Source organism: Phyllobacterium sp. SB3 (assembly GCF_040009165.1).
Lineage (GTDB): Bacteria > Pseudomonadota > Alphaproteobacteria > Rhizobiales > Rhizobiaceae > Phyllobacterium.
In genome coordinates, this window is the sequence record NZ_JBDYKI010000006.1 from 26,479 (window position 1) to 43,796 (window position 17,318).

15 protein-coding genes and 2 pseudogenes are annotated in these 17,318 nt (G+C 56.3%); 12 read left to right on the plus strand and 5 right to left on the minus strand.

All coding sequences use genetic code 11. The features are described from left to right. The first annotated feature begins 61 nt into the window (after positions 1-61). The gene (locus ABKW30_RS20895; protein ID WP_348600858.1) at positions 62-1,177 is read left to right on the plus strand and encodes an aldo/keto reductase; all 1,116 of its coding nucleotides are present in this window, start codon (positions 62-64) and stop codon (positions 1,175-1,177) included. A 28-nt stretch (positions 1,178-1,205) separates the two neighbouring features. Then, positions 1,206-1,442: a hypothetical protein gene (locus tag ABKW30_RS20900; protein WP_348600859.1), complete on the plus strand. Its 237-nt coding sequence runs from the start codon at positions 1,206-1,208 to the stop codon at positions 1,440-1,442. A 223-nt stretch (positions 1,443-1,665) separates the two neighbouring features. Here ABKW30_RS20900 and ABKW30_RS20905 read toward each other — a convergent pair whose 3' ends face one another. After that, entirely contained in the window at positions 1,666-2,577 is a 912-nt protein-coding gene (locus ABKW30_RS20905; RefSeq protein WP_348600860.1) for a LysR family transcriptional regulator, read from the minus strand. 108 nt (positions 2,578-2,685) lie between these two features. On the opposite strand from ABKW30_RS20905, the gene ABKW30_RS20910 reads away from it, so the two are divergent. From ABKW30_RS20910 to ABKW30_RS20925, 4 genes and pseudogenes are all read left to right on the plus strand, one after another. Next, on the plus strand, positions 2,686-2,940 hold the full coding sequence (locus tag ABKW30_RS20910; protein ID WP_348600861.1) for an Atu4866 domain-containing protein: 255 nt from the start codon (positions 2,686-2,688) through the stop codon (positions 2,938-2,940). 110 nt (positions 2,941-3,050) lie between these two features. Further along, positions 3,051-4,592, plus strand: a complete 1,542-nt coding sequence (locus ABKW30_RS20915; RefSeq protein WP_348600862.1) for an NAD-dependent succinate-semialdehyde dehydrogenase — start codon at positions 3,051-3,053, stop codon at positions 4,590-4,592. Further along, positions 4,489-5,577 carry an MFS transporter gene (locus tag ABKW30_RS20920; protein ID WP_348601101.1) on the plus strand — a complete coding sequence of 363 codons (1,089 nt, stop codon included), beginning with the start codon at positions 4,489-4,491 and terminating at the stop codon, positions 5,575-5,577. The genes ABKW30_RS20915 and ABKW30_RS20920 overlap by 104 nt, the downstream gene beginning before the upstream one ends. 405 nt (positions 5,578-5,982) lie before the next feature. After that, positions 5,983-6,616: pseudogene (locus ABKW30_RS20925) on the plus strand (transposase). Here the strand turns inward: ABKW30_RS20925 and ABKW30_RS20930 are convergent. Next, positions 6,617-7,480, minus strand: a complete 864-nt coding sequence (locus ABKW30_RS20930) for a LysR family transcriptional regulator (RefSeq protein WP_348600863.1) — start codon at positions 7,478-7,480, stop codon at positions 6,617-6,619. It lies immediately after the preceding pseudogene. Positions 7,481-7,733: 253 nt separating this feature from the next. Between ABKW30_RS20930 and ABKW30_RS20935 the strand changes: the two genes are divergently transcribed. Both ABKW30_RS20935 and ABKW30_RS20940 read left to right on the plus strand, forming a co-directional pair. After that, positions 7,734-8,285 (plus strand): amidohydrolase family protein, encoded by a 552-nt coding sequence (locus ABKW30_RS20935; RefSeq protein ID WP_348600864.1) that lies wholly within the window; start codon positions 7,734-7,736, stop codon positions 8,283-8,285. 346 nt (positions 8,286-8,631) lie between these two features. Next, positions 8,632-10,107 carry an alginate export family protein gene (locus tag ABKW30_RS20940; protein WP_348601102.1) on the plus strand — a complete coding sequence of 492 codons (1,476 nt, stop codon included), beginning with the start codon at positions 8,632-8,634 and terminating at the stop codon, positions 10,105-10,107. On the opposite strand, the pseudogene ABKW30_RS20945 reads toward ABKW30_RS20940, so the two are convergent. Next, positions 10,099-10,914, minus strand: a pseudogene (locus ABKW30_RS20945) (aspartate/glutamate racemase family protein). The gene ABKW30_RS20940 and the pseudogene ABKW30_RS20945 overlap by 9 nt on opposite strands. Before the next feature lie 123 nt (positions 10,915-11,037). Here ABKW30_RS20945 and ABKW30_RS20950 point away from each other — a divergent pair. The 4 genes from ABKW30_RS20950 to ABKW30_RS20965 all read left to right on the plus strand — a co-directional run bounded on the left by ABKW30_RS20950 (position 11,038) and on the right by ABKW30_RS20965 (position 14,063). Then, on the plus strand, positions 11,038-11,628 hold the full coding sequence (locus ABKW30_RS20950) for a TetR/AcrR family transcriptional regulator (protein ID WP_348600865.1): 591 nt from the start codon (positions 11,038-11,040) through the stop codon (positions 11,626-11,628). 72 nt (positions 11,629-11,700) lie between these two features. After that, complete coding sequence (locus ABKW30_RS20955) at positions 11,701-12,330, plus strand: hypothetical protein (RefSeq protein WP_348600866.1); 630 nt, start codon at positions 11,701-11,703, stop codon at positions 12,328-12,330. A gap of 105 nt (positions 12,331-12,435) precedes the next feature. Then, positions 12,436-13,290, plus strand: a complete 855-nt coding sequence (locus tag ABKW30_RS20960; RefSeq protein ID WP_348600867.1) for a cytochrome b/b6 domain-containing protein — start codon at positions 12,436-12,438, stop codon at positions 13,288-13,290. Continuing rightward, complete coding sequence (locus tag ABKW30_RS20965) at positions 13,287-14,063, plus strand: molybdopterin-binding protein (RefSeq protein WP_348600868.1); 777 nt, start codon at positions 13,287-13,289, stop codon at positions 14,061-14,063. The genes ABKW30_RS20960 and ABKW30_RS20965 overlap by 4 nt, the downstream gene beginning before the upstream one ends. 797 nt (positions 14,064-14,860) lie before the next feature. Here ABKW30_RS20965 and ABKW30_RS20970 read toward each other — a convergent pair. Beyond that, positions 14,861-15,949 carry a preprotein translocase subunit SecY gene (locus tag ABKW30_RS20970; protein ID WP_348600869.1) on the minus strand — a complete coding sequence of 363 codons (1,089 nt, stop codon included), beginning with the start codon at positions 15,947-15,949 and terminating at the stop codon, positions 14,861-14,863. Positions 15,950-16,237: 288 nt separating this feature from the next. Beyond that, on the minus strand, positions 16,238-17,137 hold the full coding sequence (locus tag ABKW30_RS20975; RefSeq protein ID WP_348601103.1) for a LysR family transcriptional regulator: 900 nt from the start codon (positions 17,135-17,137) through the stop codon (positions 16,238-16,240). Positions 17,138-17,318 lie beyond the last annotated feature (181 nt).

The window sequence follows — 17,318 nt, forward strand, 5'->3', positions numbered from 1 at the left end:
CCTGCGCCAGAGCGTTGCTACATCAGGGCGAGGACAGCCGCCACAAAGGAAGGAAAAGCCCATGACTTTCACAGCCTATCGGACACTTGGAAAATCAGGCCTCATTGTCAGTCCCCTCGCGCTCGGCACCATGACCTTTGGCGCGGGTCGTTGGGGTGCGAACGAACAGACGTCGCGTGCGTTGTTTGATGCCTATGTCGACATGGGAGGCAATTTCATCGACACTGCGGATATCTATTCGGGTGGCGAGAGCGAGCGGATGCTCGGGACTTTCCTCGCTGACAGCAAGTCGCGTGACCGCCTGGTAGTTGCCACGAAGGCCGGCTTTCCACGCGAACAGGGAATACCGTTGTCGGGAGGGAACGGAGCAAAGAACATCCGGCTCGCCATCGAAAGATCGCTTCAGCGGCTGAAGACCGACTATATCGACATGTACTGGATGCATGTCTGGGATCGTACGACGCCGGCGGAAGAGGTTCTCCAGACGCTGACGGATGCGGTGCGGGCCGGAAAGATTCTGCACTATGGCTTTTCCAATACGCCGGCATGGTATGTAGCAAAGATTGCGACACTGGCCGCAGTTCACGGTTTGCCTGGACCAATCGGACTTCAATATGCCTATTCACTGATCGACCGTGGCGTTGAACTCGACCTTGTTCCTGCCGGACAGGAATTCGGCCTCGGGCTCGTGCCGTGGGGGCCGCTCGCTGCCGGCTTGCTGACCGGCAAGTATGGACGGGAAAAATTGTCCGATGCCGGCCGTGCGACCGGTCTGCCGGACAAAGGCTCCGAGGTGGGCGACGGCGCTGGCGGCGGACGGTTGAACGGCGACAATCCGTACGGCGGAATGCTGTTTACCGAGCGAAATTTCGATGTTGTCGATGCACTGAAGCAGGTTGCTGCCGAGGTCGGGCGTTCGCCGGCTGAGGTGGCCCTTGCCTGGGTCGCCAATCGCCCCGGCGTTTCGTCCGTGCTGATTGGCGCAAGCCGGGTTGAACAGCTCACGCAAAACGTTGCTTCGCTGGACATCCGACTCACCGAGGCGCAGCAGACGGCATTGGAACGCGCAACGGCCTTGCCATTGCTCAACCCCTATTTCATTTTCAATCTGCCTACGAGCCGACTGTTCGGCGGCCAGCACGTCAGCGCCTGGGGTGGGCCAGCCCCAACCGCTTGATGCTTGCAAAAACCTGGCGCCGGCCCTGATGGCAGATCGTCGATGGCCGCCAGGCAGGATGCATACCATCACAGAGGCCGTCGGTATCGGCCTTGCACTATCGGCGCGCGTGGATCAACGCCCGGGACCTCAAGGCTTTTCGGTAGAAACCGGCCGCTGGGCGAATATGGCGTGGGATCAGGTCGAGGAAGGCATTCAATTGCCGGGCAGGCGGGTTGACCGCTTTGGCAATGACGCTGAGCGTCCAGGAAATATTGGCATCTGAAACAGGAACAAGCCCAAGGTCCCGCTCATTTCTCCTGATCAGCTCGGGAGGCAACAAGGTCACGCCGAGGCCGTGGGCGACATAGTCTGGAACCGTGGTCAGATCGGCTACCTCAACCACCACTGCCCGCGTGAGCGATTGCTGAGCGAATGCTTCGTCAATGACGGCGCGTTGCCCAAAGCCAACAGGCTGACTGTGGCTCCAGCTCCGCCGCCAACAAGCATCATCGATCGTTTTGCATTGACTTGCTCCTGATGTTTGCCCGTACCTGCTCTCTAAAATTTCGCGTGACGACGGAATGATCGTCGGGATGAGTCGCAAGGGCGAGCCGGGCACGTGGCGCGTCCCCGACGAGCGGCAGGAAGACTACTCCCGGTACGTTGACGTTGGACAAGGGGGCAGGGACGATGGAAACGCCGAGCTCGACCGCGACCAGGTTTGCAATCGAGGTGATCTGCGGCGAGACCTGTCCGATGATCGGGTCGAAACCGACCCGTCGACAAGCGTCAATGATCTCGTCATATAGATCAGGTCCGAGCGCGCGGGAATGCAGGACCAGAGGCTCATCCTTCAACGCGTTGAGGGGGATCGCGTATTCGCTCGCGAGTCTGTGCCCAGAGGGGACCACCACCATCATCGCGTCCTCTGGCAGGGAAGTAACAGTCAGTCCTTCCGGCGCCTTGGGTCCTGGACGGATGAAGATGGCGTCGATCGAGCGATGCCTCAACTGTTCCAGCAACTGCACCGTGTTGAGTTCAACAAGCGTCAGTTCGACCCTTGGATAAGCGCGTCGAAACGATCGTATGATTTTGGGGACCGCGTCGTTGAATGCCGCTGATCCCGTAAACCCTACCCTCAACCGCCCGGATTCGCCGGCGGCCCCCCGCAGCGCCATCTTCTTCGCATATTCGATTTGTCCGAAGACAACCTGCACCTCGGACAGGAATGCCTCGCCCGCCTCGGTCAGCGCGGCGCCTCGTGGCAGCCGGCGAAAAAGCTGCGCGCCGACGTCTTCTTCCAGGTCCTTTATCTGGCTGCTGAGCGGAGGTTGGGCAATTCCGACCCTCTCGGCCGCCCGGCGGAAATTACCTTCCTCCGCCACGGCAATGAAGTAGCGCAGGTGCCTCAGCTCCATCGAGCATCTCCTCCTAACTGATACATAAGGGATATCACAATAAACATACGATATATTGGAAGTGTTTTAGATCGAGGCGCATATTCCGGTCAACAGAAAGGATTGGACATGCACACGACAGATAGCAAAGCCTCACATCCTTTTGTCGGTATGTGGGTTACGGAGGATGGCTACATCCGCCAGGAATTGCTGCCCAACGGACGCTACGACGAAGCACGCGGCAGCAAGAAGAACGCTTACCAAGGGCGTTACGAAATCACCGGCAATCACATCGAATACTGGGACGATACCGGCTTCACGGCAGACGGCGAGTTTGTCGATGACGTCCTGCACCATGTCGGAATGCGATTTCACCGCGAGTAATACCGGCTCCAAACCCGTCGAGCTGGCTTCAGCTCACCCTTAAACCCGAGGCAATATGCGGACCGGAGGTCGGCCGATGCTTCGGGTCAACTCCAGAAAGAGAGATTATAATGATCAAGGTATATAACCCTGCGGACGGCAGCCTTGTTGGCGAAGTTCCTCATCATTCCGTTGACGAAGTAAAAGCTGCAATCGACCGCACCTGCGAGGCTTTCCCGGCATGGTCTCGCAAGCTTGCAAAGGAACGCGGTGACCTGCTGCGTCGCTGGTTCGAACTGGTGCGAGACGACAAGCGTGGGTTCGCAGAAATCATGGTCAAGGAGAACGGCAAATGCCTCCCGGAAGCCATGGGCGAGATCGACTACGGCCTCGGCTTCATCGAATGGTATGCCGAGGAAGCCAAGCGCGTGTACGGCGACACGATCCCCTCACATGCGAGCAACGCGGCGGTGCTGGTGGTAAAGGAGCCGGCTGGTCCGACTGCGTCGATCACACCGTGGAATTTCCCGTTCATGATGATTGCCCGCAAGATCGCAACCGCACTGGCGGCCGGGTGCACGATGATCATCAAGCCGTCCGAAGAAACCCCGCTTACCGCCTACAAACTGCTTGAATACGCTCGCAAGGCCGGTATTCCGGAAGGTGTCTTCGAGATGGTCACCGGCGACCCGCGCGAAATCGGACCGCTGTTCACGGGCGACGATCGCATCCGCAAGATCTCGTTCACCGGCTCTACCGCCGTCGGCAAGCTGCTGGCAGAAGCCAGTGGCAAGCACCTGAAGAAGATGACGCTCGAACTGGGCGGCAACGCGCCGTTCATCGTCTTTGACGATGCGCACTTCGACGATGCTGTTGCCGGCGTCGTTGCCGCCAAGCTGAGAAACTCGGGGCAGGTGTGCATTTCGCCGAACCGTATCTACGTCCACGACAGCATCTACGACAGGTTTGTTGCAGCGGTCACGGAACGGGTTACCAGGATCCGCGTTGACCAGGGCCTGCAGGATGAGTTCGTTGTCGGACCGCTCGTCAACAAGATCGGCTTCGACAAGGTCGCTGGCCTGGTGGAAGAGGCAAAGGCTGCAGGTGCACGTGTTGTGCTTGGCGGCAAGGCCCACGGGAAGGGCGGCCTGTTCTACGAGCCGACGATCCTGGCTGAAGTCACGGACGAGATGAAGGTGGCGCAGACGGAAATCTTTGGACCGGTCTTCCCGATCTATCGCTTCGAAAGCGAAGACGAAGTGGTTCGTCGTGCCAACAGCTCCGAGTACGGCCTTGTGGCTTATGCCTACACCAAAGACCTTGCCCGGGCCTTCCGTCTGTCGCGCAATATCGAGGCCGGCATGGTCATCCTGAACTCTCCATCCGTCGGAACCGCTTCCGTGCCGTTTGGCGGTGTCAAGCACTCCGGCTTCGGCCGCGAGGGTAGCTATCATGGCATCGAGGAATATGTCGAGGTCAAATACGTCCTGATGGCAAGTGCTGGCCATGGCCGTAACCACGGGCGTGACGATTGCGAATGTCTATTACTGCCAACCGATCCTGTCGCAGATCCGCGACTCCCTTCTGCTCACCGATGCACAAATCGGCAACCTTCCGGTGTTGACCCAGGTGGGCGTCGGTCTTGGCCTCCTTTTCCTGGCGCCTTTGGGTGACATGATCGACAGAAAGAAGCTGGTGATCTGCCTTGAGCTTTTTCTCATACTGGCGTTGATCGGCATGTCAGTCTCCAGCAATCTGACCGCCATCTATGTCGCGAGCTTCGCGATTGGCATATTCGCGGTAGCGGTGCAGATCGTCGTACCGATGGCAGCCTCGATGGCGACACCCGAAACAAAAGGGAAGGTCGTCGGAACCATCTTCACAGGGACCTTGACCGGCATTCTCCTGTCGCGGATCGTCAGCGGATATCTCGCCGATTGGCTCGGCTGGCGCGGGGTCTATGGCTCGTCGGCAGCGCTCGCACTACTTGTCACTCTGCTCATCCACGCGGTCTTTCCAAGCCAGCCCGGCAAACACAAGGGCAGCTACGGCGCCCTTATGGTTTCGACGCTCTCCCAGTTTTCCCGCTTCGCAAAGCTTCGACGGCTCTCCTTCCTGGGGGCGCTCGTATTCGGCGCCTTCTGCTCATTCTGGACGACCCTGACGTTTCATCTCAGCACAGCGCCGTTCTCGTTTAATAGCAGCCAGATTGGTCTGTTTGGCTTCGTTGCGATCGCAGGAACCCTTGTTGCTCCCATCTTCGGACGGCTGGCGGATCGCACTAGTCCTGAACGCATGCAGACACTGACGATTCTCATCATCATTCTTGGTGTCTTGTGCGGCAAGTGGTGGCAGCACTCCACTATCGCCCTTGTTGCCGCAACCCTTCTTCTGGACATCGGCGTGCAGGCAACCCAGGTCAACAATCTTGCGCAGATCTACAAACTCGACGAGACCGCCCACAGCCGCATCAACACAGTCTTCATGGTCATTTTTTTCATCGGCGGCGCGATTGGATCCTACTGCGGTGTCTGGGCCTGGCGTGTCGGCGGGTGGCCTCTCGTTAGCAATCAGCTGCTGGTCTTCGGCGTGGTCGCACTGCTGGTTTCGATTCTCAACCTGTCCGCATCGCGAGACCGCGCTGTCGCGCGCACCTAAGCACACAGAGCCTTATGGCGCCGGCAGGCGTCGTCGTTTTGCCTCGACCTCGCCCGGACGGAAGCGGACGATCATTTGGGAGAAGACACCGTTGTGGATGGCGAGGCGGTGAACGAGACGCCTTCGTTAAGCTGTTCGTGACCAGAGACCGGAAGGGGGGCACTGCCTTTTTGAAAAGCGTTGCCCGTCCGGACGGACGGTGGATTTCGTTGCCTGTTCCTGGGTGAACCAATCTGGAAATGCCGGATAGCTTACGATCACCTGGTCAAGATGATCGATGGGCCGCAAGCGTCCACGGGGGACATTGTCTGGGGCCAGGACTGTTAATTTCGTTTAAGATGTGATTCAGAGCCTCCGTTGAAGGAGATTCTGACGGGTGATTTATTCCTGCCCAGCGAGCGCCAGATGGCTCGAATATCTCCGCATTTTCCGCTTTTCTCATGGAGTTGCGCAAGTGGACGACCGGCGCGTCGTCAGTGACATCGTCTATGCAATCCGCAATGGCCTGCAGTGTTGGGATGCACCTTCGCAGTATGAGGCCCATAAGACACTCTACAACCGCTTTATTCGCCGGAGCCGACTCGGCATGTTCGACAGGATTTCGCCGCTTTGGCCAGCGAAGGCCACCAGCCCGAATGCATCATGATAGATGCAACACATCTGAAGGTCACCGCACCGCAGCCAGCCTTCTAAAAAAGGATATTCTCCGTCGTATGGGCCGAACCAGGGACGGGCTGAACTCGAACATCATGCCGTCTGCGATGGTGACGGCCGACCGATCATCATGCTGCTCTCCGAAGGCCAGATGAGCGACCACAACGACAGCACCTGATTCCGCGAAGAGCTCGTCGCCAGGGAAATCGAGCCGCCGGAAGAAACTATACGTCTATGACAAAGCTTTCCATCGTCGCAGACCACAGGTCAAGAACCTATTCACCAACCCTAAGGATTGGAGGCGCATCGCAACACGCTATGCCGATTTGCCCGCACCTTCTTCTCGGCAATCTGCATCGCAGCTTCGGTCATCTTCTGGCCGTGATTAACGAGTTCCAAATCTTTCGATAAGCATCTCGGTGAGGGTTCGCACTTTTCGAGAGGGATACCGGCCGGGCGGTCTCACGACGAAAATGCCGGCTGGCGGAATCGGATGGCGCGTCATGATTGGCACCAGTGCACCCGAATAAATATGGTCCGCGACAAGCGGTTCTGGCAGATAGGCGACTCCATCCAGAGCGGCCGCTACGAGGGACATTGCGTTATCAGCTATGAAGCGCCCCTGGGGACGCACCGTGACAATCTCGTCGCCATCCATGAATTGCCACTTCTCTGCGTCCCGCATAACGACTTGGTGATTCACAATTTCGTCCGGTGTTTCGGGGGCACCGTGAGCCTCGATGTAGGCAGGACTCGCAACCAGCTTGCCAAAGATTGGTCCGATACGTCTTGCGACGAGGTTCGAGTCCGACAGATGCCCCAGCCAAATTGCGCAATCAAAACCCTCTCCCACGAGATCTACGAAGCGATCAGTATAGGACGAAAGGATTTGTAGTTGCGGGTGTCGGCTAGCCATCCGGGAGAGGACGGGAGCAAAATAGGTCGGACCAAATGACAGTGGCGCGGCTACACGCAAGCGGCCTCGAAGCTCTCCGGCGGGCAGCATCGATTCGCGCACCACATCCAAGTCAGCAGAAACCCGTGCTGCGTAATCTCTGAAAATACAACCTGCTTCCGTGAGCGCTATACCACGGGTCGTCCTTGCAAATAGCTGTGCGCCGAGTTTCGCCTCAAGCCTGGTGATCCGCCGACTGACCATCGACTTGGAGATGCCCAGTCGCAGCGCAGCAGACGATACTCCGCCCGCATCAGCAACTTCGACAAATATTCTTAGATCCTCAAGTTCCACAAAGCGTTCCTTATTTTGCAACACGGCTTCACACGACAGAGGACTACCAAGGCAAAGAAGAGAATGACAACTTCGCTGCGGCTGACTCTCCCATGAGGGCATCCTTGCAACCTGCCTCACGAACCGCCAATATAGGATGTATTCCATAATCTTTCCAACAGCTTCAACTCATTTCCTCGTCCATTGTATGCATCCGTAAGGCGCCGGCTTGCGCATGACCGCAATTCGTAAAAATCATTCGAACGAGGGTAAAATGATCAGAAAAATATTCATCGCGTTTGTGACAAGTTTTTCTTTCTCTGCAGTTCAGGCACAAACGACGCAGGAACAGTCCGGCGCTGATCTAATCGTTTTCAACGCAAAAATCTTCACCGCCAGCCAAGCTCAACCCGAAGCTTCGGCTTTGGCGGTCAAGCAAGGCCGCATTTATTCCGTCGGTTCTGATGTGGACATTCTCGGTCTGAAGGATTCCAAAACCGAGATTATTGATGCTCGCAGCCGCAGACTCATCTCCCGCGCTGAGGCGCTGAAACTGTTCACCAGTGGGGCAGCCTGGTTCATGAATGCAGAAGCCGAGCTGGGCATAATCGCCCCCGGAAATCTGGCAGACTTCGCCGTTCTCGACAGGGATTACTTCGCCGTGCCGGAAGATCAGATCAAATCCATCTCTTCTGTGCTCACTGTCATGGACGGAAAGGTAGTGCTTGGTGCGCAGGACTATAGCGCTCTATCGCCAAGACTGCCCGAGATCCTTCCGGCTTGGTCACCCGTAAAATACTTCGGCAGCTATCATGGGGAAAAATGAACCCGGCGGAAAGGTTTTCTCCGCTTTCCCCAATAGTTTCGTTGAAGAAGCATGTTGGACTCCGCATCCGCCGCATGGCCGTATCCTGCTGCGGCGGGAGCACCATCACCTGAATGTAGAATCAGCAGTTGATCGAGTTGCGAGGGCCGGTGGCCAAAAACTCTTGATGTTCAGAAGTAGAGTTGATGAGGTCTTGGAAGAGGCGTCTCGAAAAGTCACGCTGTGTCCAGCCTCGTCATCTCGTCTCAAACGCCCTCATACTTCGCCGTACCAGCGACAGATGGCTGCGATCACTCTTGGAAAGCTGACGCAGGATGTGGGCATGGGCCGAAGGCTGAAAGGTAAGATGATTGACCGACAGGGATGTGCCGCCTCGCGTCGTTCAATAGCGCTTAGTCTTCAGTCCGCATCCAAGGCCCGGGCACTCCTGCTTTCGCTTGTCGCCCTTGTCTTTGCTCAATGGGACTACCGACCAGCCCTGGCAGATGATTTTCGCTTGAAGCAGGAGAGGCCGTCGATAGAGGCCGACCGGTCGCGGGAGGACTGGTCGCTTCTCGCGGATCCGAAATTGAAGACTGAACCGCTGGACAGTCTCAAATACATTCCGTTGTTTTCCTCCAATCCCAACAGCTACATCTCGCTCGGGCTCAATCTACGCGAAATCTTCGAAGTCAGTGATGCGCCGGCTTTTGGAACCGTGCGTGCGAACCCCAGAGACTCCTACTGGTTACAGCGCGCGCAGTTCCATATTGATGCCCACCTGAATGAAAATTGGCAATTGTTCACGCAGTTCGAGGATGTGCGTGCGTTCGACAAGACAGTGGTCGGCCCTAACGACGCAAACCGGTTTGATCTTCGGCAAGCATTCATCGGCTATACGCAGGAGACTGAGGCCGGAACGTTCAGGGCAAGGGTCGGCCGCCAAGACTTTGCGTTTGACCTGGAGCGGTTCGTTTCGACTCGCGATGGGCCGAATGTCCGCCAGTCGTTCGATGCTGTCTGGGCAGGGTGGGAGACGGATGCATGGCGCTTCTATGGTCTTGTTAGCCGGCCTGTTCAGTATCGCGATGACCGCCCTTTCGATGATCGATCGACCGGCGATGCAATGTTCAGCGGGGCCCGCGTGGAGCGGCAACTTTCGCCGACGATCGAGGCCTCCACCTATTACGCGCTTTATCAGCGCAAGGACGCCACTTTTCTCTCCGCGTCGGGTGAGGAGGACAGGCATATCCTCAATATCCGGACGGCCGGCAAATATGCGGGTTTCGACTGGGATGCGGAAGCGATGGGACAGGTTGGCAAGGTCGGCTCAGCCAACATTTTGGCTTGGGCCGTCGGTGCGAGGACTGGTTACACCTTCGAGAAGCTCACCTGGTTGCCGCGGATCGGTATGCAGTTCGACCTGGCGTCCGGCGACCGGGACGCAAGTGATGGCACGCTTGGCACCTTCAACCCACTGTTTCCGAACGGCTTCTATTTCTCGCTTGGCGGCCATACCGGATATGCGAACCTCATTCACCTCAAGCCGTCGATTACCGTCCAGCCGACAGAAGACCTGACCCTATTGGCCGGGGGCGGATTGCTTTGGCGGCAGACAACACAGGACGCGGTCTACACCCTGCCAAGCATACCCGTCGCTGGCACGGCGGGTAAGGGGACGACATGGACCGGAGGCTATTTGCAGGTCAGGGCGGACTACCGCTTCAATCCCAATCTCACGGGGTCGCTGGAGGCTGTTCATTACCAGGTCGGCTCGGCGCTTCGCGACGCCGGAGGCCGTGACAGCAACTATGTTCGAGCGGAATTGAAATACTCATGGTAGCAGATGCACAGCCATACGCACCAATGCCGGCCTTCCATCGTGCGAAACCTCTTTTCTCGTTAGAAACCACCCATTCCACATCAAGTCCACCGACGTGTTTTGAGTCCTGTGCGCGGAGAAGGTTTTTGCCTTCCTCTGATTGAGCAACATCCCGACCTCCGTGCAGCCGAGAATCAGGCAATCCGCGCCGCGGTCAACAAGGCGTTGGGCGATGGCGACAAAGGCAGCCTCGCTCTCCCTGGTGACAACATCGCAGCAAAGTTCCTCGTAGATAATACGATGCGTTTCGGCCCGGTCGGTTGTTTCCGGTATGATCGGCGTAGGGCCGGCGGCCACGAGCCGCTCAATTTAGAAAGATTGCTCCATCGTGAAGGCAGTTGCCATGAGCCCCTGCGAGCGCAAGCCTTGCTGATGGATGCGGGCGACGGTGGCGTCGGCAATGTGCAACAATGGAATGGAAACGCCCTGCATCATCTGATCGGCGAGTTTGTGCATTGTGTTCGTCGCGAGGATCATGAAATCTGCTTTCCCGCGTTCAAGAGCTCTTGCCTCCCGGTTCAGAATCTCGCCGACCCGTTCCCACTTGCCCGCCACCTGCAAGGCTTCGATTTCCGCAAAATCAAGAGAGCGAATGAGCAGTTCAGGAGAATGCAACCCACCCGGACGCTCCGGGGTCCGGTTGCAATGCTCGCGATAGTAAATTTGTGTAGAAGCGGCGGACATGCCTCCAAGGATTCCGATTGTTTTCATGGGCCTGCTTTCAAGGTGCTCGCTGCCGCAAATATCCCGCACTATACCCTTCTTCATGTTACCTCATATTGCATGGCGCGTGTAGCATCCACCGGAGCACCGATGCCTTCGGCAAAACCCAACGCGATACGTTCGACAAATTCAGCTTGACAATCTCCCTACTGGAAGGTAGATACGTGTATGGGCAATCTTTTGACGAAATCCGACGAAATCCTGGCCTGTGCCCGAACACTGATCATGAACGGTGGATACAATGGCTTTAGCTACGCCGATATTGCGAACGTCGTCAAGATTCGCAAGGCCAGCATTCATCATCATTTCCCGACCAAGACCGATCTGGTCCGTACGCTCGTAACGCGTTACCGGGAAGACGCCGAAGCGACGGTCGCCGTTCTGGGTGAGAACGTGCAGGACCCTTTCGAGGTTCTTAAAGTTTATGCGGGTCATTGGGCGAGCTGTATTGAGGATGCAAGCAGGCCGTTTTGCGTCTGTGCTATGCTTGCGAGTGAAACCCCAGCGTTGGCACCGGAGGTCGCGGTAGAGGTGAAAGCTTTTTTCCGCTTCCTGTCGACGTGGCTGACCTCCGTCATGGAGCGCGGTGCCAGGGAAGGCTCCTTAAGCCTTTCAAGCGAACCTGCCGTCGAGGCTGACGCATTCATGGCATCGGTGCATGGAGCGATGCTTTCGGCGCGGGCCTACGGAACCCCTGAAGTATTCGGCACCATCCTGGCGCCCACCTTGCAACGGCTGTCTCCAACCGTCGCTCAATAACGCCTTTGGGGCCGAACCAACGGTCCCGAAGGCATAAACATTCGTTCAGTAACTACCAACTAGTAGGAAGACATGATGAAGAATATTCTCTTTGCACTGCTTATCGGGGTCTCCGGCATTTCCTCTGCGGTCGTGATTGCGGCACCGGCTCACGCCGAAGAGGTCAGGGGCGAACGGATCAATGTCAGGGGCAGCATCGTCAATTACAGCGGATCTACACTCAAGGTGAAAACCCGTGAAGGCGAGACCCTCGATATCAGCCTTGCTGACGGCTGGCAGGTCTCCAGCGTTGCAAAGGCACAAGTGACGGATATCAAACCCGGTGACTTTGTCGGCATTGCGTCCCTGCCTAAGGAAGGTGGCGGTGACGGTGCGCTTGAAGTGCTTATCTTGCCGCCGGCTTTGAAGGGCGCGGGTGAGGGCAACTACAGCTGGGACCTCAAGCCGGACAGCAGCATGACCAATGCGACAGTCGCGGACGCGGTCAAGGATGTCGACGGCCGGACCGTTACAGTCTCCTATCATGGCAAGGAAAAGAAGATTTCCATTCCCGATGGCACGCCCGTCGTGACCCTTGCCCCGGCGATCAAGGACGATCTGCTTCCTGAGGCCGTCGTCTTCATCCCCGCCGAGAAAACTGCGACCGGCCCCGTTGCCCGACAGGTTCTTGTCGGGAAAAATGGCGTGGTTCCGCCCATGTGACCACGTTGTGCCGGTCGGATTCGGGTACCCCCTCCGACCGACCGGCGACTACTTGAAAAAGCTGCCGACGTGAAGCTGATGGATGACAGGACGAAGGATGCCGTGATGAATGAGCATGCAAGCGATAACGATGTTCGATATTCCCGGACGATATTCATACGGCGTCACTCCCTGGTGGCGCGGCTCACCCACTGGCTAAACGCGCTTTGCCTGAGCTTCCTTCTGCTGAGCGGGCTGCAGATATTCAACGCCCATCCCGAGCTCTATTGGGGGCATTATGGCGCAGACGGCGATCCTGCCATCTTGACGATTGGCTCTGAGGGACGAGCAGGCGGGACGCTTGGCTTCGTGCGTGTTGCTGGTGTCGAATTCGAAACGACCGGCGTGCTTGGCGTTTCGGAAATCGATGGTCAGGCGACTGCGCGGGCCTTTCCCGCCTGGGCGACCATTCCTTCATTTCAGGATCTCGCGGCAGGGCGTCGCTGGCATTTCTTTTTTGCCTGGTTGTTTGTCCTCAATGGTCTTCTTTATTTTGGCTTCAGTGTAATTAGCGGCCACCTAAAAAGAGACCTGGCGCCAAAGGTCGAGGAGCTTTCACCGCGCCACCTTTGGCATGAAATCATTGATCATGCACGCCTCCGGTTTCCCGAAGGCGAAAAGGCCAAACGCTACAATGCTTTGCAAAAGCTGACATATCTTGCTGTCATCGGTGTTCTCCTGCCGCTGATGGTCGTGACCGGCCTGACAATGTCACCCGGGATCGATGCTGTCTTTCCCTGGCTGGTCGATGTCTTCGGCGGACGGCAATCAGCACGAACGATCCACTTCATAACAGCATCGCTCCTCGTGCTCTTCGTCATCATTCATATAGCAATGGTCGTGCTGTCAGGGACCTGGAACAATATCCGGTCAATGATCACCGGCCGCTATGCCGTCAAAGAAACGGGATCGAATTCATGAGCCGCTTTCTCACCCGTCGCCGGTTTTTGATCGGCAGCACGCTCGGCGCCAGTGCCTTTACCCTTGCCGGTTGTGATGTGCTTGATCAGAATCCCGACGTTACCAAGGTTATTCACTCGGCAGAGAAACTGACGATGAAGGCTCAGCGTTTGCTTCAAGGGCGAGATGCCCTGGCGCGTGAGTTTTCCGAAGCGGATATCTCGCCGTCTTTTCGGGTCAACGGTACAAGTGCTCCTGACAGTGAAGAATATGCTGAACTTGTCGAGGGCAAGTTCGCGAGCTGGCAGCTGAAGATTGACGGTCTTGTCGACCGACCACTCCAGATATCGCTTGCGGACATCAGGAAGCTGTCGGCGCGGACGCAGATCACCCGCCATGACTGCGTCGAAGGGTGGAGTGCGATCGGCAAGTGGACGGGTGTGCCCCTGGGGACGCTCCTCAAAGCCGTCGGGCTTCGGCCGACAGCCAGGTTTGCGGTCTTTCACTGTGCTGATGAACTGGAAAAGACGCTCGACGGGAGCGGCCGCTACTACGAAAGCATCGATCTGATCGATGCGTTTCACCCGCAAACTATCCTTGCGTATCAGTTGAACGGACAGGATCTCGGCGTCGGTCACGGCGCCCCTCTGCGGCTCAGGGTCGAACGGCAGCTCGGTTACAAGCAGGCCAAATACATCATGCGGATTGAGATCGTCGACGACTTTACCGGGTTGTGGGGTGGAAACGGTGGCTTCTGGGAAGACCGCGGATACGAGTGGTACGCGGGTATCTGAGGCTAAAGCGCTCTTGAGCTCGGGCGTCGATATTCCGGAGACAGGTGATCGCGAACCGGATTTGAATCTTCAATACACGGAATGCCGAGTGGCCAGCGCCTGGAATGGAGACCCGAGTAGAGGTTTTATGAGCAGACGCAGACCAGACAGGATCGCCGGCCTCGGCGAAGGCGCCGTCAAACCCGGCAAGTATGTGCCAGACAAGTTCGATTCCGACGGATCCGGATGGCGAATGAGTTGCGGCCAGGCAATCGTAAAGACACGGCGAGCGGACACGGCAAAGTCAGAACGGGACTTATCGTCAGATTGCAACCGGATACGCGAACATGCTGACGGGACCGATGGACACGTCAGTCCTGTTGCTCGAAGCTGCTGCGCAAGAATAGTGTTTGAAGCCCCCAGTGAAGTTCACAATCCTGTCGTACAGGTCCGAGAGAAAACAACCGTACCATTTGCTTGCGGAGCAAGCTGATCAATTGCTTCGTGATTACGGTCATGAGTCCAGGATTGTCGATGCCAGACACCAACCCCTCAATCTTTCGATGACCTGAATGTGTATCAAGACGAGAATTTCGAGCTTCTTTACAATGCTGTTAAAAAATCCAATGGCCAATTCATAGGCGGGTCGCTCCATGCGATTGTTGGATCATGAACACCGTCAATACGCAACGCAATGACGATAAATCTTGCCATGAAGCTTTTCTGTTTATGGACGATCCAAAAAGATTTGCGGATCGACCAGGCCCTGAATCTCAATCGTAACGTCCTGATAGCGGATGCAGTCCAGCAACCGGTTACTACATTGCCACCGTCTCCGGTAGCACTCGCCCTCGTGCCAGCGTGTTTCGGAGCGCCAGCATCACCACAACACAGGCGATAAGCGTTCCACCATCCGGGATTCCTGACAAAGGGAGAACCCGATTCAAAACGCCCATCCCCAGGCAGACGACCGCCTGAACTCCAGCCACCGCCAGCAGAATTGATTTGATGTCGCCTCGTCGCACTGCCTCAATCCGATCGAGGGCGAACAGCCGATAATAGCCAAGCACGAAAAGCGGAATGAGTAGGGTGCTCAGTACAAGGGCTGCTGCATCCATGAACCATGGTGCGTTGGAGAACAGTTCGGGAGCGAGGACAAAAAATACAGCGACGAGATAGCTTCCGATAATATTGGCCAGAAACGGCGGCCACAGCAAAACCGCCGATGATATCTGCAGGTCTGACTTACGAGGACTATAGCTTCGCGAAAGCAACATACATGCAAGAACAGTCATGGCAATTGCAACCGTAACTGAAACGCAAACAACCAGCGATTCCAAAACGGAGATTGCGCCGGAACGCATCAGTTCAACCAATGTAACCACTTCATGCGGTAGTGCTCCAAGCATTGGTATGGTCAAGAGCAACCAGACACCATTTCCCATACCGGGAAGGCGCACGATATCAGCCAGCCAGATCATCACTGCGGAAGCGCCGATAAACGATGCAATCCCTGCGACCAACACGCTTGCAGAGCCATCCAAGATCGCCATCGAGGTTAGTGCCCTTATCATGCCGTACCCTTGAATGGCGGTAAGAGTAAGCACGAGTATTTTGACAATGAGGCTCATCCTTGAAGAGCCCGCAAAGGACGCTTGCCATTTTGCTAAGGAGGGAACGATGAGTTTTGCGATCTCCATATAGGCAAGAATGGTAAAAAGGGGAAATGCTCCCAGCGCAAAGATCGAGAACCGCGCCATGGCTTGATTTGGCGAATAGGAAATTTGTTTAGACAGGACATGGAGGTCGATGCCGGGTACAGGAATTCGGGAGCCAAGCAAAATGGCGATGAACGCCAACGCAATCCGGGCCCATGGTGGGTTCAGCATTCCTGTTGATTGCGGCACTCAACAACCCTATCGTTTACTGTAAAGCCTTCATTTGCGTATGCTCCTGAAAACCCGAAGATGCACCTTATAGCAAGAACCGCACAGTGGACCAGGAATCGATGCAACAGCCCACGAGTTACAGAGGCGGGAATTTACCGGGAATGCCATCATGACCGTCGATTGATGGCAGCAGGCAGGCAGAAGCGGGCCGGCCAGAACCGCATCTCGCCCATCAATCGGCTCATTCAAAGCTGCCTCAAAGCCATGAGTCAGAACTGGATTCTCGCTCGAGCCTGGCCTCAAGCGCTAAACCAGCGCAGTAACAAGCCTTGGAATTTCACGCTCAAAAAAATTCGAGAAGGCTGCAATTCGTGGCGGCAGCTTCTGATAGGGCGGATAGTAAAGCGTCAGCCACAATTGGGGCGGCTTCCATTCGGACAAGACAGGTACCAGTCGGCCGCTCCTCAAACATTCAGCAACAATGAACTCCGGCAGCAGCGCTACCCCCAAGCCATCGGCTGCCATATTGGCCAGAACATCACCATTGTTCGAGCTGACAGCCCGGCCAGCAAGTATGTTGACGCTGACATGTCCATCCGAAAGCTGCCAACTTTCACGGCGACTCTCAAAATTATAGCCAAGGCAGGCATCAGCAGGTAATTTGTTCGGATGATTGACGGAAGCACAGGCGCTCCCCGGAGCCGCGACGAGGATACGGTTGATCTGACAGATTTTCCTCCAGATTGTAAATTTGTTTGATGGCGGCTCAGAAATTCGGATCGCAAGATCGAATTCTTCACCAACCATGTCGAGCAGCTGGTCGGTCAGCGAAATCTCGATATCAATCTTCGGATAAGACTCGCGAAAACTGCCCATAATTTGCGGTAATACACGTTGGCCGAACGACATTGGCGCATTAATGCGCAACCTTCCCTCATCAGCCTTGTGCGCATTGTTCAGCTCTGTAAGAGCACTCTCAAGTGCTTGCATAGCCGGCTCAATCCTTGCCGCGAAGACGGCACCATCGGATGTAGGCGAAACCTGTCGGGTAGTCCTGACAAAGAGCTGCACTCCGAGTTCGCTTTCCAGCGCAGCAATGATCCGTGTGACTGCAGCAGGTGTCATGTCAAGTTCGCGCGCGACCTGCGCGAAGTTGCGTTTTTCTGTCGCGAGCAAGAAGGTCCTGAGGGCTCTGAGTTCACTCAACGCCATAATTACAACCCTCGCAATAGACATCAGAGGTTTCACGCAATTATTGACAATTATAACCTTTGACCCCTGGAGGGCAACAGCATTCTCATAGGAGCAGCTCATCGAAGCTATCAATTTCCCATCCAGTGAACGCAACAGTCCAGCGGGCGTGTTGAACACAATGAGGATCAGTATT